The 18,049-nt window shown below is 69.9% G+C and carries 22 protein-coding genes; 12 read left to right on the forward strand and 10 right to left on the reverse strand.

Going from position 1 to position 18,049, the window contains the following annotated elements:
• Window positions 1–71: 71 nt before the first annotated feature.
• A complete protein-coding gene (locus KDL01_RS16275) occupies window positions 72–422 on the reverse strand; it encodes a UBP-type zinc finger domain-containing protein (protein WP_212529344.1) in 351 nt (116 codons plus the stop codon).
• Window positions 423–710: 288 nt separating this feature from the next.
• Between KDL01_RS16275 and KDL01_RS16280 the strand changes: the two genes are divergently transcribed.
• Window positions 711–971, forward strand: coding sequence for a hypothetical protein (locus tag KDL01_RS16280; RefSeq protein ID WP_212529345.1), 261 nt, complete (start codon window positions 711–713; stop codon window positions 969–971).
• Window positions 972–1,080: 109 nt separating this feature from the next.
• Here KDL01_RS16280 and KDL01_RS16285 read toward each other — a convergent pair whose 3' ends face one another.
• On the reverse strand, window positions 1,081–1,545 hold the full coding sequence (locus tag KDL01_RS16285; protein ID WP_212529346.1) for a VOC family protein: 465 nt from the start codon (window positions 1,543–1,545) through the stop codon (window positions 1,081–1,083).
• 352 nt (window positions 1,546–1,897) lie between these two features.
• On the opposite strand from KDL01_RS16285, the gene KDL01_RS16290 reads away from it, so the two are divergent.
• The 7 genes from KDL01_RS16290 (at window position 1,898) to KDL01_RS16320 (ending at window position 8,647) form a co-directional block, all read left to right on the forward strand.
• The gene (locus KDL01_RS16290; protein WP_212529347.1) at window positions 1,898–2,512 is read left to right on the forward strand and encodes a peroxiredoxin family protein; all 615 of its coding nucleotides are present in this window, start codon (window positions 1,898–1,900) and stop codon (window positions 2,510–2,512) included.
• Window positions 2,513–2,517: 5 nt separating this feature from the next.
• Window positions 2,518–3,468: an NAD(P)H-dependent flavin oxidoreductase gene (locus KDL01_RS16295; RefSeq protein ID WP_212529348.1), complete on the forward strand. Its 951-nt coding sequence runs from the start codon at window positions 2,518–2,520 to the stop codon at window positions 3,466–3,468.
• 78 nt (window positions 3,469–3,546) lie between these two features.
• Window positions 3,547–4,551 carry an alpha/beta hydrolase gene (locus KDL01_RS16300; protein WP_212529349.1) on the forward strand — a complete coding sequence of 335 codons (1,005 nt, stop codon included), beginning with the start codon at window positions 3,547–3,549 and terminating at the stop codon, window positions 4,549–4,551.
• 84 nt (window positions 4,552–4,635) lie between these two features.
• Window positions 4,636–6,408, forward strand: coding sequence for an MOSC domain-containing protein (locus KDL01_RS16305; protein WP_212529350.1), 1,773 nt, complete (start codon window positions 4,636–4,638; stop codon window positions 6,406–6,408).
• A 140-nt stretch (window positions 6,409–6,548) separates the two neighbouring features.
• The gene (locus KDL01_RS16310) at window positions 6,549–7,244 is read left to right on the forward strand and encodes a type 1 glutamine amidotransferase domain-containing protein (protein WP_212529351.1); all 696 of its coding nucleotides are present in this window, start codon (window positions 6,549–6,551) and stop codon (window positions 7,242–7,244) included.
• Window positions 7,245–7,290: 46 nt separating this feature from the next.
• Window positions 7,291–8,022 (forward strand): SDR family NAD(P)-dependent oxidoreductase, encoded by a 732-nt coding sequence (locus tag KDL01_RS16315; protein ID WP_212529352.1) that lies wholly within the window; start codon window positions 7,291–7,293, stop codon window positions 8,020–8,022.
• Window positions 8,023–8,206: 184 nt separating this feature from the next.
• A complete protein-coding gene (locus KDL01_RS16320; RefSeq protein WP_212529353.1) occupies window positions 8,207–8,647 on the forward strand; it encodes a hypothetical protein in 441 nt (146 codons plus the stop codon).
• A gap of 26 nt (window positions 8,648–8,673) precedes the next feature.
• Here KDL01_RS16320 and KDL01_RS16325 read toward each other — a convergent pair whose 3' ends face one another.
• Window positions 8,674–9,231 (reverse strand): helix-turn-helix domain-containing protein, encoded by a 558-nt coding sequence (locus KDL01_RS16325; RefSeq protein ID WP_212529354.1) that lies wholly within the window; start codon window positions 9,229–9,231, stop codon window positions 8,674–8,676.
• A gap of 39 nt (window positions 9,232–9,270) precedes the next feature.
• Here KDL01_RS16325 and KDL01_RS16330 point away from each other — a divergent pair, with 39 nt between their 5' ends.
• Together KDL01_RS16330 and KDL01_RS16335 are read left to right on the forward strand one after the other, a co-directional pair.
• On the forward strand, window positions 9,271–10,548 hold the full coding sequence (locus KDL01_RS16330; RefSeq protein ID WP_212529355.1) for a benzoate/H(+) symporter BenE family transporter: 1,278 nt from the start codon (window positions 9,271–9,273) through the stop codon (window positions 10,546–10,548).
• 58 nt (window positions 10,549–10,606) lie between these two features.
• Window positions 10,607–11,326, forward strand: coding sequence for a hypothetical protein (locus tag KDL01_RS16335; RefSeq protein ID WP_212529356.1), 720 nt, complete (start codon window positions 10,607–10,609; stop codon window positions 11,324–11,326).
• Between the two features lie 55 nt (window positions 11,327–11,381).
• On the opposite strand, the gene KDL01_RS16340 is transcribed toward KDL01_RS16335, so the two are convergent.
• The 5 genes from KDL01_RS16340 to KDL01_RS16360 form a co-directional block, all read right to left on the reverse strand.
• Window positions 11,382–11,855 carry a DUF4440 domain-containing protein gene (locus tag KDL01_RS16340; protein ID WP_212529357.1) on the reverse strand — a complete coding sequence of 158 codons (474 nt, stop codon included), beginning with the start codon at window positions 11,853–11,855 and terminating at the stop codon, window positions 11,382–11,384.
• 78 nt (window positions 11,856–11,933) lie between these two features.
• Complete coding sequence (locus KDL01_RS16345) at window positions 11,934–12,620, reverse strand: response regulator (RefSeq protein WP_307846357.1); 687 nt, start codon at window positions 12,618–12,620, stop codon at window positions 11,934–11,936.
• Window positions 12,617–13,939, reverse strand: coding sequence for a sensor histidine kinase (locus KDL01_RS43395; RefSeq protein WP_212529359.1), 1,323 nt, complete (start codon window positions 13,937–13,939; stop codon window positions 12,617–12,619). The genes KDL01_RS16345 and KDL01_RS43395 overlap by 4 nt, the downstream gene beginning before the upstream one ends.
• A gap of 107 nt (window positions 13,940–14,046) precedes the next feature.
• Complete coding sequence (locus KDL01_RS16355) at window positions 14,047–14,880, reverse strand: ABC transporter permease (RefSeq protein WP_212529360.1); 834 nt, start codon at window positions 14,878–14,880, stop codon at window positions 14,047–14,049.
• Window positions 14,877–15,815, reverse strand: a complete 939-nt coding sequence (locus tag KDL01_RS16360) for an ATP-binding cassette domain-containing protein (protein WP_212529361.1) — start codon at window positions 15,813–15,815, stop codon at window positions 14,877–14,879. Before KDL01_RS16360 ends, KDL01_RS16355 begins: the two co-directional genes overlap by 4 nt.
• 331 nt (window positions 15,816–16,146) lie before the next feature.
• Between KDL01_RS16360 and KDL01_RS16365 the strand changes: the two genes are divergently transcribed.
• Complete coding sequence (locus KDL01_RS16365) at window positions 16,147–16,584, forward strand: hypothetical protein (protein ID WP_212529362.1); 438 nt, start codon at window positions 16,147–16,149, stop codon at window positions 16,582–16,584.
• A 78-nt stretch (window positions 16,585–16,662) separates the two neighbouring features.
• On the opposite strand, the gene KDL01_RS16370 is transcribed toward KDL01_RS16365, so the two are convergent.
• Together KDL01_RS16370 and KDL01_RS16375 are read right to left on the reverse strand one after the other, a co-directional pair.
• Entirely contained in the window at window positions 16,663–17,346 is a 684-nt protein-coding gene (locus KDL01_RS16370) for a hypothetical protein (RefSeq protein ID WP_212529363.1), read from the reverse strand.
• Window positions 17,343–17,591 carry a ribbon-helix-helix protein, CopG family gene (locus tag KDL01_RS16375; protein WP_212529364.1) on the reverse strand — a complete coding sequence of 83 codons (249 nt, stop codon included), beginning with the start codon at window positions 17,589–17,591 and terminating at the stop codon, window positions 17,343–17,345. Before KDL01_RS16375 ends, KDL01_RS16370 begins: the two co-directional genes overlap by 4 nt.
• A 116-nt stretch (window positions 17,592–17,707) precedes the next feature.
• On the opposite strand from KDL01_RS16375, the gene KDL01_RS16380 reads away from it, so the two are divergent.
• Window positions 17,708–18,049: prolipoprotein diacylglyceryl transferase family protein (locus KDL01_RS16380; protein ID WP_212529365.1), on the forward strand; the 342-nt coding region annotated here is incomplete at its 3' end.

Consider the following 18,049-nt stretch of genomic DNA (forward strand, 5'->3'; position numbering starts at 1 on the left):
GCGCCCACTGTGCCGGGGGCACGGAGGGACGGGCTTCGTCAGGCGGATCGAGAGCAGTCATCCTGGACCCGTCAGCCCAGCAGTTCTTGCCAGTTCGTCGGCACGCGGCCCGCCGGCCCGGGCACCGGCTGGTCGAGGGGGTGGTTCTCAGGCGGAGCGAGCGCGGGGCCGGATTCGTACGTCTGGGAGGTCTCGTAGTTCCAGAACCACTCCTCGCCGGGCTCGAAGCTGCGGATCAACGGGTGCCCGGTCGTCTTCGAGTGCGCCGTCGCGTGCTTCGACGGCGAGTCGTCACAGCAGCCGATGTGTCCGCACTGCGCGCAACGCCGCAGGTGGATCCACCATCCGCCGGCATTGTCGCATTCGACACACCCGGTTCCGCTCGGCGCGACACTCGGGTCGATTCCCTGCTGTGCGTTCATGCCGTCTCCCAGGTACTCGCGGGTTCGTGCGTTCTCGCTCCGGCGAGCATAACCTCGGGCGATCTTCCGCACCACGGCAGAGCAGAGCCCCCACGTGAGCAGGTCCGAAATACGGCCAGATCTATGAGAGCCTTCCCGCGCCCGGCGTGATCACTTCCCGCGAATCCCATTGCGCCAACCGGGTGCCTTTGCCCGATTCCGGAGGGACCTGATGATCCACGGTGATCTACGGCCGGATATGGTTTTTCCACCACCTGCTCTGGAGAGCACGAATCAAGAGGATCACCCATGACGGAAGCAATGACGAATGCGGCGCCCGGATTCGCGCGCGACATCCTCCCCCTGTTCCGGCCGATCGATATCGATCACATGGGGAAGGCCGGAATTCACCTCGACCAGTATGCGTACATGTCGGTGAGCGAAAACGCCGAGCGTGTCTACGACTCGATCGCGGCGAAGCGTATGCCGCCGCCGAATGAGGACGCGGCGTGGCCGCAGGGGCAGGTCACTCTCCTGCGCGCGTGGATCGATGCGGGAATGCTTCCGTAGTTCTTTCAGTGTCCTGCGCTCTGACCACCGTCAGAGTGCAGGATCTCCGATGATCCCCTCCCCCGCGCCGCGCCCAACCAGATAGGCGTTGAAGGGCGGCCCCCGCTTCTCACTCCGAGTCGTCGGTGCGCGTATTCGGCGGCCAGTGAGCGGGCGACCAGTCTCCCTTTGGGTCGGTGGTCTGCCCCACTTCGATCAGGTGGCCGTCGGGATCACGGACGTAGCAGCGGATCTCGTACGCGTGCTGCTTCGGCGGCGTCAGGAACTCGGCGCCCCGCGCGCTCCACTGCGCGTACACGGCGTGGATGTCTCTGACCCGGAAATTGAGGAAGCTACTGACCCGGTCGGGATCGCGCGGGCTCTCCAGGGTGACCGACGGCTTGTCGTCGGTCGGACCACCACCGGCGTTGATGACGATCCAGGAGTTGGAAAGGGCGACGACGGTCGGCACTCCTTCGAAAATCGTGGTGCCGCCGAGTACGTCGGTATAGAAGCGTCGAGAGCGCTCGACATCGTCCGAGACAATGAAGTGTCCCAGCAGAATCCCCTCGAGGGGCGGCGGGAACTCGACCATCTGACACCTCAACTAGCTTGTCTCACCCTACTGACGACCGGGCTCGAGACTGATGCTAGCCAGTGCATCCGCACCCTCGCCGTGCGACACACCGCACCACGCGGCCCAAGAGCGAACGGGGACATGAGGGCGCGGCATTCACGTCGAGGCCCGCGAACCGCCGTCCAGGTGAAGGTGCCGTCCCGGTCCGAAACCGGCTGCCGGCGCACGGTCCGCCGGCTGCGCGCGGACGGCAAGCCGCTTGGCCCGCCGCCCAGGTGCCTCCACAAACAACCAGGTGTTGACTTGTGGCAAGCAGGCGCGTGCGCCGGGCAGGTCGCATCGGCGGCGCCGACGGAGAGGCGGTCATCTCGTGCGTTCCGACATCGTCCCCGGTGGGACGTTCCCCGACTTTGCGCTGCCCGACCACACCGGCACCCGCCGCACGCTGAGCGAGCTCCAGGGCCGGGATCCGATGATCTTGACGCTCGCGCGGGGCAACTACTGCCCGAAGGAGCACCGGCAGCATCTGGAGCTCGCTGAGAACTACGCGAAGATCGCCGTGGCGTATACGCAGGTGGCCACGATCACCACCGACGACCATCACACGTTGCAGGAGTTTCGCGCCTCGGTGGGCGCGCAGTGGCCCTTCCTGTCCGATCCCGAGCGGACCGTCCAGAAGGATCTGGACATCCAGGAGTACACCGACCCCGAGCACAACCCGATGGTGCCGTACACACTTGTCCTCAAGCCGGGACTGGTGATCCACAGCGTCTACAACGGCTACTGGTTCTGGGGGCGCCCGTCGTTCGACGACCTGTGGCGCGACCTGCGGGCCGCGACCGCCGAGATCCGCCCGGACTGGGATCTGGGCACCCCGGGGCTGCGCGAAGCCTGGGACGCTGGAGACTACTCGAAGTTTCACGGATGGGACCGGCGCTCGCCCGGGTCGAAGCCGAACTCGTATGTCGAGCCGAGCAAGGCGTGAAGGCGATGCCCACGCCGGTGTGCGAGTTGCTCGGCATCGAACAGCCGATCGTCCTGGCGCCCATGTTCGCGGTTCCCGCGCTGGCCGCGGCGGTTTCGAATGCCGGCGCGCTCGGCATGGTGACGCTGACCTGGTCAGAAGACGTCGGAGCGGTGGTTCGTGAGACGGCGGCACTGACCCGGCGGCCGTTCTGCGGCAACCTCGTCCTGACTGAAGACCGGCACCGTCGCCTCGACCTGGCCCTTGAGGCCGGCTTGCGGATCGTGTCGTTCTTCTTGGGCGATCCCAGCGGCTACACCGAGCAGGTCCACGACGCCGGGGGGATCGTCATCCATACGGTCGGCACTGCCGAGGAGGCGCGACGGGCGGTCGCGTCCGGCGTGGACGTGGTCGTCGCGCAGGGCTGGGAGGCCGGCGGGCACGTATGGGGCAACATCGCGACGCTGCCCCTGGTGCCGAGTGTGGTGGACGCGGTCGCGCCGGTACCGGTGATCGCGGCAGGCGGGATCGGTGACGCCCGGGGAGTCGCTGCCGTGCTGGCGCTCGGTGCCCAGGCCGCGTGGCTTGGCACGCGGTTCCTGCTGGCCGAGGAGATGCCGATCCACGAGGACTACCGGCGCCGGCTGCTCGCCGCGGCCGAGACCGATCCCCAGCGGTACCCCAACCTGTACTCGGTCGGATGGCCTGACTCTCCCCACCGCGCGCTGCGCAACTCGACCGCCGACGCGTGGCAGGCCGCGGGTTCCCCTCCGCTCGCGCAGCGGCCGGGAGCGGGCGACGTGATCGCGCACTTCGCCTCCGGCGAACCAATCGTGCGCTACGAGCCGGCGCCGCCCATGGCCGGGACCACCGGTGACATCGAAGCGCTCTCGATGTGGGCCGGACAGAGCGTCGCGCTCGCGAAGAAGTCGCAGCCGGCGGCGGACATCGTGGCCGAGCTCACCTCCCAGCTGTAACTCCACGTCAGGCAGGGCGGCATGGCTATCGCAGAGGGCTGTCGTCCGGCCCGGTCCAGCGCACGTGAGGAGAGTCTGATGGCCGCAGCTGCGTTCCCCGCGCCCGCACCCGTTCTGGAGCCGGCCGCGAAGCGGGTGGCCGAGCAGGCCGACCCGCACCCGCGGGTCTACGAGTTGCCGTTGGACCAGGCCAGAGCGCTTTTCGAACGGCTGCAGTCCGGGGACGGCGTGGCCAGGCCCGAGATCGACGACGAGTGGGTCCAGGTCGATGCCGGCGAGTGGGGAACCATACGCGCTCGCATCGTTCGGCCGAGGAACGCCTCCGGGATGTTGCCGGTGTTCATGTACATCCACGGGGGCGGCTGGGTGCTCGGCGGCAGCGGCACGCACGACCGGCTGGTGCGCGAACTCGTGGCCGGCAGTGGTGCGGCGGCGGTCTTCCCCGTCTACGATCTGGCGCCCGAGGCGAAGTATCCGACCCAGGTCGAGCAGAACTATGCCGTCGCCCGCTGGATCATGCGCGAGGGCTCGCGGCACGCGCTGGACGCGTCCCGGTTCGCGGTCTGCGGAGACTCTTCCGGCGGCGGGATGTCCGCGGTCCTCGCGCTGATGGCCAAGGAGCGCGGGGACGTGCGCCTCAAGGCTCAGGTCCTGCTCTACCCGACCACGGACGCGAACTTCGAGACCGGCTCCTACCTGCAATTCGCAGACCACTACTACAACACGCGCGAGGCGATGCAGTGGTTCTGGGATCAGTACACGGCTTCACCGGCGCAACGCGCCGAGCCGCACGCGGCCCCGCTCCGTGCCAGCCTGGAGCAGATGCGCGGGCTGCCGACGACCCTCGTGATCACTGACGAGGCCGACCCGCTGCGTGACGAGGGCGAGGCGTACGCGGCCAAACTGCGGGAAGCCGGGGTGGAGGTCACCGCGGTGCGGGTCCTCGGCATAGTGCACGACTTCCTGATGCTCGACGACCTGCGGAATACCAATGCCACCGGGCTCGCCCGCCGCCTGGCCATCGACGCACTCAGCACCGCCCTGCACGACGATCAGCCTGCCGCCGCTGATCCAGATCACTGATGAACCGCGCGGCCCATGAACACTCGTGCCGAGCTCGCGTACGGGTCGTCACTGAGATCCCTATCTTCCGACGGAGGATGTCGTATGGCCACGTTGGTCGCAGTGAACGTCGGCATGCCCGAGGATGTCGCGTGGCACGGCAAGACCGTGCACACGGGCATCTGGAAGCGGCCTGTCACCGGGCCGGTCACGGCGCGGCGGCTGAACCTCGACGGCGACGGGCAGGGCGATCTCACCGGACACGGCGGTGAGCAACGCGCCATCCTGGTCTACCAGCTGGATTCCTATCGGTATTGGCAGCGGTTCCTCAAGAGGGACGAGTTCACGTACGGCGAGTTCGGTGAGAATTTCACCGTGGACGGGCTTGCCGACGACGAGGTCTGCATAGGCGACCGCTACGCGATCGGCGAGGCGGTGTTCGAGGTCACCCAGCCTCGGGTGACCTGTTACCGAGTCGGCCTGCGGCTCGGGGAACCGCAGATGGCCGCGCTGCTCGTGTCCCATCATCGGCCGGGCTTCTATATGCGTGTGCTGACCGAAGGCAGGGTGCGGGCCGGGGACGGGATCGTGAAGATCTCCTCGGGGCCCGAGGAGATGACCGTCGCGGAGATCGACGCGTTGCTCTACCTGCCCGGCCATGCCGGGCCGCAGCTCGAACGGGCCCTGCGCATCCCGGCGTTGAGCCCGGGCTGGCAGGCGTCCTTCCGGGACCTGCTCGCCGAGGCGGCGCAGAGCGGCTCCGACGCCGCGAGCGGAAACAGTGGCCTGATAGCCACCGCGCCGCCGCCGGCCTGGACGGGGTTCCGCCCGGAGCGCGTCGCCGGTATCGAACCGGAGAGCGCGGGCATCTTCTCGCTCACGCTGGCGTCGACCGAACACGAGCCCCTCCCGGCCGCGCTGCCGGGGCAGTACCTCGCGATCCGCCTGCGACCGGACCCGCAGGGACCGCCGGTCGTCCGCAACTACTCCCTCTCCGGCCGTCCGGGCGCCGCCACCTACCGCATCAGCGTCAAACAGGAGCCGCACGGCCTGGCCAGCACCTACCTGCACGAGCGGGTGCACGTCGGCGACACTCTCGATGTGGCCGCTCCGCGCGGCACCTTCCTCCTCGAGGAGGCTGACACTCCGGTTCTGCTGCTGTCCGCCGGCGTCGGCGCCACCCCGGTACTGGCCATGCTCCAGGCCCTGTCCGCGCAGCGTTCGCCGCGTACGGTCTGGTGGCTGCACGCCGCCCGGGACGGCACGAACCACCCGTTCGCCGAGGAAGCACGCACGCTGCTCGCCGAACTGCCCGCGGGCCGCGCGTTCGTCTCCTACAGCGCTCCGCGCGCGACCGATCGCCCAGGCATCGACTACACGCTCGCCGGGCGATTCGACCTCGAACGGATACGTGACCTGAATCCGCCTCAGGACTCCGACGCGTACATCTGCGGGCCGGATTCGTTCATGAAGGACATGACCGAAGCGCTGCGGGCCTGTGGCCTTGCGGCTTCGCGGATCCACACCGAGATCTTCGGCGCCGCCTCCGCCATCACCCCCGGGGTCAAGACCGGCCCTGGTCCGGCACCGCACCAGCCGGTCACGGTACCTGACGGCCGACCGGGCCCGTCCGTGTCGTTCGCCCGCAGCGGCGTGACAGTGCCCTGGCGTCCCGGGTACGGAACCCTGCTCGAACTGGCAGAAGCCTGTGACGTACCGGTCCGCTGGTCCTGCCGCACCGGCATATGCCACACCTGCGAGACCGCGTTCGTCACCGGCAGCGTCGCGTACTCGCCCGCGCCCGTGGAATCCCCGGCCGAGGGAAGCGTCCTCATCTGCTGCTCGACACCCACCGCCGACGTCGTTCTGGAGATGTGAGCGCGCGGCTGTCCGGGTGCGGCCGGCCGAGACCCGTGCCTAGGGTGGCGGGAGGGGGCGGGCCCTGCGGAGGGGTGAGTCGGCGGCATCGCCGTTGCGACCGATCTCGTCCAAGTCCACACATGCGAAAGGGAGTTGCGATGGCGAAGGTACTGTTCATCGTCAGCGGAGCCACCTACTGGGTCCTGAAGGACGGCACGAGGTACGCGACCGGCTACTGGGCCGAGGAGTTCGCGAACCCGTACAAGATCCTCACCGATGCCGGTCACGAGGTCGTCGTCGCGACGCCGAACGGGGTGACGCCGACCGTCGACATGATGAGCCTGCGACCCGAGATGGTCGGCGGCAACGACGAAGCCCTCGAGTTGGAGGCCGTCATCCGCTCCGCCGAGGCCATGCGGCGGCCGCTGCAACTCTCGGACGTGCGTCTCGAGGACTACGACGCGGTCTACATGCCGGGCGGCCACGGCCCGATGTCCGACCTCGCGTTCGACGCCGATGTGGGCCGCCTGCTGACCCGGCAGCTGACCTCGGGCAACCCGCTGTTCATCGTGTGCCACGCCCCCGCCGCGCTGCTGGCGACGAGGATCCACGGCGAGTCCCCGTTCAAGGGCTTCAACATCACCTGCTTCACCAACGACGAGGAGGAGGGCGTGGGGCTGGCCTCGAGGGCCCCGTGGCTGCTGGAGACCGACGTGAAGGAGAAGGTGGGGGTCAATTTCAGCCGCGGCCCGATGTGGAAGCCGTACATGGTCGAGGACCGCAACCTGGTGACCGGGCAGAACCCGGCCTCGGCCGCGATCCTCGGCGACCGGATGCTGGAAATCCTCAAGTGACGCCGTCCAGGACCGATCGCTCCCGCGCTCCCGGGCACGGTGGAGCATGAACGAGACGACGGGCGCCGGCACCGGGCAGAAGGTCGCGATCATCACCGGTGCCACCGGCGGCATCGGCTCCGCCATCGTCGGTGCTTACCGCGAACTCGGGTACGCGGTCGTCGCGACGAGCCGCGAGATGCCGGGCTCCGAGGATCCGCAGGTGCTCGCCGTGAACGCCGACCTTGTCGAGCCCGATGCGGGCGAACGCATCGTCGGCGCGGCGATGGACCGGTTCGGCCGGGTCGACAGCGTGGTCAACAGCGCCGGCGTCTACATCGGCAAGGCGTTCACCGACTACACCGACCGCGACTTCGACCTGATCGTGGGGGTGAACCTGCGCGGCTTCTTCAACGTCTCGCGCAGCGCGGTCGGCGCGATGCTCTCCCGCGACGGAGGCGGCGGCCACCTCGTGAACATCTCCACCTCGCTGGTCGACCACCCGAATGCACGGGTTCCCTGCGCGCTCGCATCGCTGACCAAGGGCGGGTTGAACGCGGTCACCAGAGAGCTCGCGATCGAGTACGCGGCGCGCGGGATCCGGGTCAACTGCGTCTCGCTCGGCGTGGTCCGCACACCGATGAACCCGGAGGCGACGCCCGAACTCGCCGCCCGCCACCCGCTCGGGCGGATGGAGGAGGTCGACGATGTGGTCCAGGCCATCCGGTACCTCGAGCAGGCCTCCTTCGTCACCGGCGAGATCCTCCACGTGGACGGCGGCCAGAGCGCCGGCGGCTGACAGGGCCTGCGATGAGCGGGCACAACGGAGCCGCCCGGCGCAACTCCGACCGCGACTTCGCTCGTGGCCGAACGCGCTGATGCCGGAAAATCCGGGGGGCCACTCCGGCACCTTGTTCACCTGCCTAGTGCATCCCCCGCCCACAGACCACGCGAGTCGCGGATCACACAGCTACGGTCGGCCCATGACCCTCGTCGCGAAGTACGAAATCTCGGTCCCGCCGGATCAGCCCGCCAGCGACCTGCGAGCGCCGGGCACGGGCCATTTCATCGTCAGTGTGACGAACCGGGTTCAGCACGACGGCACGCCGATATACGCGGACCGCGGCAGACTCAAGGTCGCGGTGAAGGAAGTCGACGGCTTCCCCACGGCGGTTGACGGGCGCAGCTCGGGCGCACCGGGCCTGGCGTTCCCCCGGACCTTGTACCCACTCTCCACGACGCCGGTCGAGCGCGAGCGCGCTCGGTGTGTCGGCGGGCGCGAGGACGGCAGGTGTTTCTCGCACGTGCTCGGCCAGGAGCTGCTGACAATCGAGGCCTTGGACGGCTCGGATTCGAGCACGTACCGGCGGACCGGCCGGGCGGAGGCCGACGGCGCCCTGATCTTCGAACACATGGGCGCATAGGTCGCCGCAGCCTTCGGCCGGGCGCGTCAGCGGGTGCCGCGACCGGGATGGCGGATGAGGAGGGACGCGTGCACTTCCTCGTCGACCGCCCGATAGATGTGCGGGACGTCGGCGGCGAAGCTGAAGTGGCCGCCGGGCGTGACGGTCGACGGCGCCTGCTCCGGGCCGACCACCGCGGTCCCGGAGAAGACGGTGAGATATTCGACGACGCCGGGCGGATGCGCGGGCGAGGTCTGGGTGCTTCCGGGTCGAATCGTCAGCCGGTACAGCTCCGTACTGGTTCCGGCGTCGGTGAACACCTCAAGGAGCTGCGCGGTCACGGCCGTACCGCGCACCGTCGCCGACGGGTTGGGGGCCGCAGGCGGGGCCAGCAGCGCGGCGAGCGGGACATCGAGCTGCGCGGCGATCGCGTAGAGCGTCTCGAGCGTGGGGTTGCGGGTGCCGGCCTCCACCGTGGAGAGCGTCGCCTTCCCCAGATTCGCGCCGCGGGCGAGTTCGGACAGGCTGACACCCCGTTCGGTCCGCAACGCCTGGATGCGGCGGCCGATCTCCTGGGCGAGCGTCGAGGCGTGCGTCTGTGCCATGGCTACCAGTATGGCCGCTCCCCCGCTATCGTTCCGTTTATGGAACGTTCTCTTTACGGAACGGGCGCGCGCGGACTGCTCCAGCCGGTGGTCGCCGGGCTGGTCACCGCCCTGGTCGGGTTCAGCGCGTCGTTCCCCCTGGTCGTCGTGGGCCTGCGTGCGGTCGGCGCCGACCAGGGGCAGGCGGTGGCCGCATTGTTCGCGCTCTGCCTCGCCGTCGGCGGCCTCAACATCTGGTACGCCGTCAGCACGCGCAAGCCGATCAGCGTGGCCTGGTCGACTCCCGGTGCCGCCCTACTCGCCTCGGCCGGCCACCAGCACAGCGGCTATCCCGCGGCGGTCGGCGCGTTCATCATCGCCGGCCTGCTGACCGTGGCCACCGGCCTCTCGAGCCGGCTGGTCGGCTTGATCGGCCGAATACCCGGCCCGATCACTTCGGCAGTGCTCGCCGGAGTCCTGTGGCCGCTGTGCCTGGCGCCGGTGCAGGCCGCGGTCGGGCTGCCCGGCCTGGCCATCGCGCCGATCGCGGTCTGGCTGCTGCTCTCGCGCCTCGCCCGGCGTTGGGCGGCCCCCGGTGCGCTGGCCACCGTCCTGGTCGAGGCGGTGGTACGCCGTCATTCGGGCCACGCGAGTGCGCTCGGCGTCGCACTGATGCCCCATTTCTCGTTCACGGTCCCGCGTTTCACCGTCGGTGCGCTGGTCGGAATCGCCCTTCCGCTCTACATCATCACGATGGCCGCGCAGAACCTTTCGGGTCAGGCGGTGTTGCGCGGGCTCGGCTACCGGACCGAACTGCGGCCCGCCCTCCTCGGGACCGGCGCCGTCACCGCGGTCGGCGCCCCGCTCGGCGTGTTCGCGGTGTGTCTGGCCGCGATCAGCGCCGCGCTGGCGGCAGGCCCGGACGCGCACCCGGACCCGCGCCGCCGTTGGATCGCCACGGCCAGCGCGGGCGTGTTCTACCTCGCTCTCGGCCTGTCCGCCGCGCTTTCCGCCGCGCTGCTCGCCGCCAGTCCGCCGTTGCTCATCGCGACCATCGCCGGCCTGGCATTGATGGGGACACTCGGCTCGGCGCTCTCCAACGCCGTCTCCGACGAGCGGCACCGTGAGGCAGCGGTGATCGCGTTCGCGGTCACCGCGTCCGGTATCTCCGTCCTCTCCATCGGCGCGGCCTTCTGGGGCCTGGTGTGCGGCCTCGCGATCCACGTCTTCCTGCGGCGCGATCCGCCGACGGCGGCAGCGACGCCGGCCGCGACGCCGGAGCCAAGCCGAGTAAGCGTGGCGAACTCTCACACTGACCCTTTACTCCCGGCCGGGTGAGGCACATCGTGAATTGAAGGTCCGCGGTGGTTCGCTTACGGGGGGATCGGGGGGAATCATGGAGTGGGACGGTCTGGACGTCGGTGCTGAGCGGCTTCGCGCGCTCCGATGGCTGGGGCCGCTGGCACCCGAAGCCGTCCGGCGCGCTCGCCGCACCGAGCGTCTGGTGGAGGAGATCCGCCGGAGTGCCGGACCGGACCTCGGATCGTATGGCACCGGGTTCGATCCGAACCGTGGCGCGTCGGGATGGCCGACCCCGATCTATGAGCAGCCGGCGGGGCCGCCCGCCCCTCGCGGCGTGGCAAGCTGGCTCAGCGCGGACCACTGGACCATCAAGCTCAAGTGGAACGGCTTCTACCTCACCGTCGAGCACATGCTGCGGTCCTGCCGAGTCCACACGATCGATCTGGCGCCTGGCGGGATATCCGGGCAGCTCGAGGAGGGCGCCACGGCGACGGGCCAGGTGGTGGAGGCGGCCCTGCTCATCACATCGTGGGCTCCAACCGCAATACTGCTCGATACCGCCGACACGCGCGTCATCGAAGGCTCTGTGCACTTTCTGGACGACCGCGGCTACGACCTGTTCGCCATCACGAGAGTCGTTTGTCCCTGGAAGGGGATCGCGGAGGTCCTCGGGTCGGCAGGAGTGCCGCTCTCCGTTCTCGCGGTGCCTTGCGGATACGAGGCGGCCTTTGACATGGCGAAGCTGCTGTTCCCGCCGCGCCGTCAATACACTGTGATCTATGGGCACGTGAGCCGGCAGACGCCGCCACGGTAGCGTGAGGCACATCGCCGTGGCCGGCCGCCGTCGCGGCGGCCGACGCCCCGACCACTTACACGTCGTCCCAGGCCATCGAGCTCATCCGCCAGCCGGCCGGCGTCCGAACGAACTGGGTGGTCTTGCAGCCGGAGCCCTCGAACCACTCGCCATCGCGGAAGCCGGACTTGCGGTACTCGCTGAACCGGTGCGCGATCGACCCGAAGATCTCGGTGCGCTCCGCGACTTCCCATTCGGAGAACTCCGTCAGCGTCCCGTCGGTGAGGATCTTCCGCCGGGGCTCTATGAACGCGTCGAGATCGTAGATCACGGGCTCCACCCCGACATTGCTGATGATCATCCCTCGCGGAATGAACACCTCATGGACCACCTCGACGTTCGGCCGGCTGCCTCCGATGTTGGTGAACGCGCCGAGGAAGGCGCGCATCAGCTGGTCGAGTTGCGCCTTGTCATCGGGCGCCTCCGTGTGTCCTACGGGCAAGTCGCCTGACGACTGTTCAGATAACACGGATACCTCGATCCCTCGCACCACACCAGCCAGCGCTCGCCCTGTCGCGCCCGCGCCTCCGTCATTATGCAGACGGCTCGACAAGGGAACGAAACGGCCCTAGCCGCGGCCCGTGCGGCCGGAGCTGACCAGGCCCGTCTCATAGGCGATGATCACGGCGTGGACGCGGTCGCGTGCGTCGATCTTGGTGAGGATCTTGCTGACGTGGGTCTTGATCGTCGACTCGGAAAGCACCAGCTGCTCGGCGATCTCTCTGTTCGTCAGGCCGCGGGCGACGGCCTCCATCACTTCCCGTTCGCGGTCGGTCAGGACGGCCAGGCGCTCGTCGACGTCCGTCTCCGCATCCGGCGTCGTGGGGGCGCTGTCGATGTACGCGTCGAGCAGTCTCTTCGTCAGTGCCGGGGCGACGACCGCGTCGCCGGAGGCGACGGCGCGGATCCCCGAGATGAGATCCTGGGGCAAGGCGTCCTTGAGGAGGAACCCGCTCGCTCCGGCGCGCAGGGCGGCGTAGACGTAGGCGTCGAGATCGAACGTGGTCAGCACCAGAACCCTGGATCGCCCGCCCGACTCCACGATGCGGCGGGTCGCCTCGATGCCGTCCATGCCGGGCATGCGGATGTCCATCAGGACGACGTCGGGCTTGAGCGCCGCCGCCAGGCGCACCGCTTCGGCGCCGTGTGAGGCTTCGCCGACGACGCTGGTATCGGTGTTGCTCTCCAGCAGCATCCGGAATCCGGACCGCTGCAGGGGTAGGTCGTCGACGATGAGCACGGTGGTCTCGGTCACGGCCGTTTCTCTTTCTTCGGGGCTTGCGGGGAGAGCGGGAGTACGACCTCGAGGCGCCATCCGCCGTCGGACGGTCCGAACTGCGCGGTTCCGCCGGCGAGGGAGGCGCGTTCTCGGATGCCGACGAGCCCGCGGCCGGTGGATTGCTCGGTGTGCTCCGCAGGGTCCTGTCCGGGGCCGCCGCTGTCCTGAACGTGTACCTCGACCTGTTGGTCGGCGACTCGTACGACGATCTGCACGGCCGTGTGCGGTCCGGCGTGTTTGAGGCTGTTGGTCAGTGCTTCCTGGACGATGCGGTAGACGGTCAGCTGGATGCCCGGCGGTACCGCGGCGAGGTCGCCGGCGGTGCGGTGGGCGATGCGCAGGTGCGGGGCGGCCGCCTGGAAGCGTTCGAGCAGCGCCGGCACGTCGGCGATACCCGGCTGTGGGGCCAGGTCTCCCTCGGCGAGCCGTCCGCTGCCGCCCTCGCTCAGTGCGCTGAGGGTGCGCCGCAGTTCGCTCAGCGCTTGTCGGCCGGTGCTGGCGATGCCGGGCAGCACCTCGGCGGCTCGTTCCGGCTGGCCGATGGCGGCGTAGCCTCCGGCCCCGTCCGCAAGGCTCACGATGACGGCCAGGGCGTGGCCGATGATGTCGTGCATCTCCCGCGAGACTCGGGAGCGCTCGTCGAGGATGGCCAACTGGACGCGCTGCTCGCGTTCCACCTCGAGCCGCGTGGCCCGCTCGGCAAGCGCGTGCAGTTGTGCCTGGCGGGCTCTGACGACCAGGGCCAGCGCCGCGGCGGCGACCACGGTGGCGCAGAGGAAGAACAGGCTGTACCCCAGCTGCTGCTTGAACGGCTGCACCCGGAGCGCGGAGACGGCGAGCGCCGGGATAAGGCACGGCATGATCCAGAACAGGCGCTTCGGCGGCTCGTAGCGGGCCACGGTGTAGATGGCGATCAGCAGTCCGATGGCGCTGCGTGCCGAGTCGCCCGCCGACCATTGCACGGCGGAAGCGACCAAAACGATCGCCAGCACCGGGACCGGGGCCTTTCTGCGCCACGCCAGGGGCACCGACTGTCCCACGACCGTGATGAGGAACAGCGCGGTCGGCGCGTGCGCCGAGGGGTCCACATCTCGGGCATGATGCGGCAGGAGGGTGCCGGTCAGGCCCGCCATGAGGACGAGCAGGGCGAGCAGCGAGTCCACCGGAAGCGGGTTTCGCTGGTCGGCTCGGCGCAGTCGCCTGGCCGCACGTACGAACCGCCGCGCGATCGGGCTGCTCCAGGACTCTTCGAACCCTGCGGTCGAGTCCTCGGGCGGGACACTGCCAGGTCTCACGATCCCGCCACCTGCGCTTTCCTCTGTCGCCGTCTCATGACCCGTGTCCCCGCGACCACTCTAGGGCGGTCGCGGGGGCCCAGATCCGCTTCGCGCGGTCGGTGGTGCTACGCGTCAGACTTCTTCAGCCGCCAGGCCGCCCCGGCCAGCGCCAGGACCACCCAGCCGGCGAACACCGCGAGGCCGCCGGCGGGACTGAGGGTGTTGCTCGCCTGGTGCAGCGCGAAGACCGAACCGCCGGCGTTGCCCGGAAGGTAGGGGCTGATGTCGTTGCCCCAGCGGGTGGGCAGCAGGTCGGTCAGCAGTCCGAGGAGCATCAGTACGGCTACCAGTGCGCCGATCCCGCCGGCGATCGAGCGCAGCAGCGTGCCCAGGGCCACGCCCAGCACTCCGACCAGCCCGAGGTACACGCCCGCGCCGAGCAGTGAGCGCAGCACGCCGGAGGAGCCGATGCCCAGTGAGATCGCGTCCCCGTGCAGGAAACCGGATCCGCCGAGGAAGGAGACCACGGCGCCGACGCTGCCCACGACCAGGGCGACCGCGCCGAAGGTCAGGGCCTTGGACCACAGCATGGGCAGCCGGGTGGGTACGGCCGCGAGCGTGGAACGGATCATGCCGGTCGAGTACTCGCCGGCCGCGATCAGCACGCCGAGCACACCGAGCGCGAGCTGGGCGAAGTCGGTCCCGCCCAGGGCGACGGCGACCGCGTCGCTCGCGTCGGAGCCGTGCCGGTGGCCGGTGCCGGCGGGAGCGTAGTTCGCCGCGGACAGCAGGCCGAACAGCACCAGCAGTACCAGGCCGACGGTCAGGGTGATCCAGGTCGAGCGCAGCGTCCAGGTCTTGGCCCACTCGGAACGCAGTACCCGGCGGAAGGTCACCTTGTGTGCCGCGTTCCTGGTGGGCGCGGAGGTGGCGGTTGCCTGGGTCAGGGTGGTGCTCATGCGGCCACGCTCCCTGCGTGCTGGTGGGTCGTGGTCCCGTGGTACTCCACGGCGCCTTCGGTCATGGCCATGAACGCCGACTCGAGGGAGACGGCCTGCGGGGTCAGCTCGTAGATCGGCAGGCCGTGTTTGTGGGCCGCAGCGCCGATCTGGCGTGCCGTCAGTCCGGTGACGGTCAGCTCCTCCGAACCCGACACGCCGGTGATCTCCACGCCGGACGCGGCGAGCAGGGCGCGCAGCCGGGGGGCGTCGGCCGTGGTGACCTTCACGCTGTGGCCGCCGGCCGCCTGGATGAACTGCTCGATCGTGGTGTCGGCCAGCAGCCTTCCGCGGCCCACGACGATCAGGTTCGTCGCCGTCAGCGCCATCTCGCTCATCAGGTGGGAGGAGACGAACACCGTCCGCCCCTGCGCGGCCAGCCCCGTGAGCAGGTTGCGGATCCACAGCACGCCCTCGGGGTCGAGCCCGTTGACCGGCTCGTCGAGGATGACCGTCTCCGGGTCGCCGAGCAGCGCGGCGGCGATACCCAGGCGCTGGCCCATGCCGAGGGAGAACGCCCCGGCACGCTTGCGGGCGACCTGCGCGAGCCCGGTCATCTCGATGACCTCCTGCACCCGCGTGCGCCCGATGCCGTGGGTCAGCGCCAGGGCATTGAGATGGTTGAACGCCGAGCGGCCCGGGTGGATCGACTTGGCCTCCAGCAGCGCGCCGACCTCCTGCAGCGGCGCTGCGTGCTGGGCGTAGCGCCGGCCGTTGACCGTGACCGACCCGCTCGTGGGCGCGTCCAGGCCCAGGATCATGCGCATGGTCGTCGACTTGCCGGCGCCGTTGGGCCCGAGGAATCCGGTGACCACGCCCGGCTTGACGGTGAACTCGAGACCGTCGACGGCGGTCTTCTCGCCGTAGCGCTTGACCAGCTGATGGATTTCGATCATGGGTTGCGTCCTTGAGGTTCGGAGCCGAGCGCCTTGGGTGGCAGGCCGCCGTGGCCGCTGCGTCGGCCACAACTCCACCGTAAGTTCGCATCCGACCTCGACCCCCGGCACCGCGGATTGAACTTCGGCGGGTGCGCGGTACCGCGGTACCGCGCGCACTGTGGATCTCCCTCCGTGGTACCTGCTCCCGCACCCGCCGCATGCGTACGGTGAGAGTCAAGTGAGCTGGGCGTGCGGCGCGCCCGCCGGAAATCGGCATTGCCCTCTCGCGCCCCGCACGGCTCCCCCGAGTCGATCTCACCGTCCGCCGCGATGGCAAGGGAGACCCCCAGTGACCAGCACTCCGCTCCCCGACTTCGGCACGGAGTTCGACGCCCGCGCGCTGGCCGAGGCCGGCTGGTCGATCCGACCCGCTCAAGGCAGAGGCGAACGGCAGGCTTTGGAGGTGTACGCGCGAGAACAGCTCATCGACGTGCTGGTCTTCTCGAGGCTTTCCGCCCCTGTGCTGTGCGGAGCGTGGCAGAGCGGGCGGGGACAGCACGCCTCGGTGCTGGTGTGGGGCCATGCGGCCCCCGAAGGCGGTTTGCCCACCGTGGAACTGAGCCACCGCTCGGGCCTGTTCAGGCGAGCGAGCGTGCACACCGCGACTCCCGTCGCCGCAGACGCCTTCTGGCTCGCTCTCTTCGACGGCCCTGCTCATCGCGTCCGGGTCGCGACCACGACCGGCCGCGCGGAATGCGCACGGGTCCGCGCGGGCGGGCGGCGATGACGGGCTGACTGTGGCGACGAGCGGCGGTGGGCGTTGCCGCACTCCCGGCGGCGCCTGCGGCACCGGATCGGCACCGGATCAGCAGGCCGCGCCGGCTGTGGCGCAAGGGGAGGCGGGGTGGGACGGAGCCGGGTGCACGCCGGTGCCCTGCTGATCGCTACATGCCGCGGCCAGCACGGCGAGGCTGGCGAGGGCGAGTGCGGCCAGGGTTCCGGCCAGTCTGCGCCCGGCGGCCCGGGGTACTGACCCCGGCCGTGTCCGGGCCGGCCGGCGGGCACCTGGCGCGGACACGGCCCATTGCGGCGCCGGCGTCGGCACGGGTTCCTCTTCGACGGTGGGCGGGGGTACCCGGGCCAGGCGCGGGGCGAGCCAGTCGGCCGCGGCCTGCGGGTCCAGGCGGCCGGAGCCAAGCGCTTCGATGACCACGGCCGCGGTCTGCGGCGGTTCGAGGTCGGCCCGCCACCCGTTGAGCGCGAGCATCTGCAGGCCGGCGGCCGTCGCCAGACGCGCACCGTCGGACCCGAACGGCCGGTGCACCAGCAGGGCGCGGACCAGCGCTGCCGCGGCCTGCGCGGCGTCGGCCGGATCACCGGGCCCGACGGCCGCGGTCACCGTGTGCGCGCTTCGGGCGCCGGATATCCCGGCGTCGGCGAGCGCGGCGTCCAGAGCCGCCGGGTCGAGACGGGCGAGCGCCTCGTCGGGGCCGATGCCGAGTGCGCTCCCGGCGATCAGCACCAGGTCCGCCACATCGAGGTCGATCACTGGTCCTCATCCCGCAGCAGGTCGAGCAGCCGCTGATGGCGCGCCAGGTTCTCCTGCAGCAGCCGCCGGAAGCGCTCGTCGCCGCGGCGCGCCTCGACCAGCGCGGCGATCGCCTCGCGGGCCACGTCCGAGACCGAACGCTGCTCGACCTCGGCGACGGTCGCCAGCAGGTCGGCCAGTTCGGGATCGAGCCGCAGCACCATGTTCTTCGTCGCACCCTTGCCAGCATTCCCGGTCTCCGCCATGATACCAAGATATCTCGATATCAGGCGCGGGCCAAGCCCCGCGCCCGGACTCGTCCGCCCGGTCGAGCCCCCGTCGCCGGGAATGCCCGTCCGGCACAAGAAAGGTGCGGCCACCGATGCCCGCTGTCGGCTCCACCCCGACGCCCCTGGCGTTCCTGCCCAGCCCGTCGAGCAACGGCCTGCAACTCGGCCCGATCTTCCTGCACTACTACGGGATGATGTACGTGGTCGGCATCGTGCTGGCACTGACCATCATCTCCCGGCGCTGGACGGCGGCGGGCGGCGACCGCGACCTCGTCTACGAGGTCCTGATGTGGTCCGTGCCCGCCGGCCTGATCGGCGCCCGCATCTACTTCGACGTGACCACGCCGTTCGACATCAACCCCCACACCTGGTGGGGCCCGCTGGCGATCTGGAACGGCGGGCTCGGGGTGTGGGGCGGCATCGCGGCCGGGGCG

The sequence above is a fragment of the Actinospica durhamensis genome, assembly GCF_018139695.1.
Lineage (GTDB): Bacteria > Actinomycetota > Actinomycetes > Streptomycetales > Catenulisporaceae > Actinospica > Actinospica durhamensis.

Bases quoted from the DNA above. Each gene is read 5' to 3' on its own strand.
- KDL01_RS16275 (WP_212529344.1), bottom strand. From the start codon at position 422: ATGAACGCACAGCAGGGAATCGACCCGAGTGTCGCGCCGAGCGGAACC.
- KDL01_RS16280 (WP_212529345.1), top strand. From the start codon at position 711: ATGACGGAAGCAATGACGAATGCGGCGCCCGGATTCGCGCGCGACATC.
- KDL01_RS16285 (WP_212529346.1), bottom strand. From the start codon at position 1,545: ATGGTCGAGTTCCCGCCGCCCCTCGAGGGGATTCTGCTGGGACACTTC.
- KDL01_RS16295 (WP_212529348.1), top strand. From the start codon at position 2,518: ATGCCCACGCCGGTGTGCGAGTTGCTCGGCATCGAACAGCCGATCGTC.
- KDL01_RS16300 (WP_212529349.1), top strand. From the start codon at position 3,547: ATGGCCGCAGCTGCGTTCCCCGCGCCCGCACCCGTTCTGGAGCCGGCC.
- KDL01_RS16305 (WP_212529350.1), top strand. From the start codon at position 4,636: ATGGCCACGTTGGTCGCAGTGAACGTCGGCATGCCCGAGGATGTCGCG.
- KDL01_RS16310 (WP_212529351.1), top strand. From the start codon at position 6,549: ATGGCGAAGGTACTGTTCATCGTCAGCGGAGCCACCTACTGGGTCCTG.
- KDL01_RS16315 (WP_212529352.1), top strand. From the start codon at position 7,291: ATGAACGAGACGACGGGCGCCGGCACCGGGCAGAAGGTCGCGATCATC.
- KDL01_RS16320 (WP_212529353.1), top strand. From the start codon at position 8,207: ATGACCCTCGTCGCGAAGTACGAAATCTCGGTCCCGCCGGATCAGCCC.
- KDL01_RS16325 (WP_212529354.1), bottom strand. From the start codon at position 9,231: ATGGCACAGACGCACGCCTCGACGCTCGCCCAGGAGATCGGCCGCCGC.
- KDL01_RS16330 (WP_212529355.1), top strand. From the start codon at position 9,271: ATGGAACGTTCTCTTTACGGAACGGGCGCGCGCGGACTGCTCCAGCCG.
- KDL01_RS16335 (WP_212529356.1), top strand. From the start codon at position 10,607: ATGGAGTGGGACGGTCTGGACGTCGGTGCTGAGCGGCTTCGCGCGCTC.
- KDL01_RS16355 (WP_212529360.1), bottom strand. From the start codon at position 14,880: ATGAGCACCACCCTGACCCAGGCAACCGCCACCTCCGCGCCCACCAGG.
- KDL01_RS16360 (WP_212529361.1), bottom strand. From the start codon at position 15,815: ATGATCGAAATCCATCAGCTGGTCAAGCGCTACGGCGAGAAGACCGCC.
- KDL01_RS16375 (WP_212529364.1), bottom strand. From the start codon at position 17,591: ATGGCGGAGACCGGGAATGCTGGCAAGGGTGCGACGAAGAACATGGTG.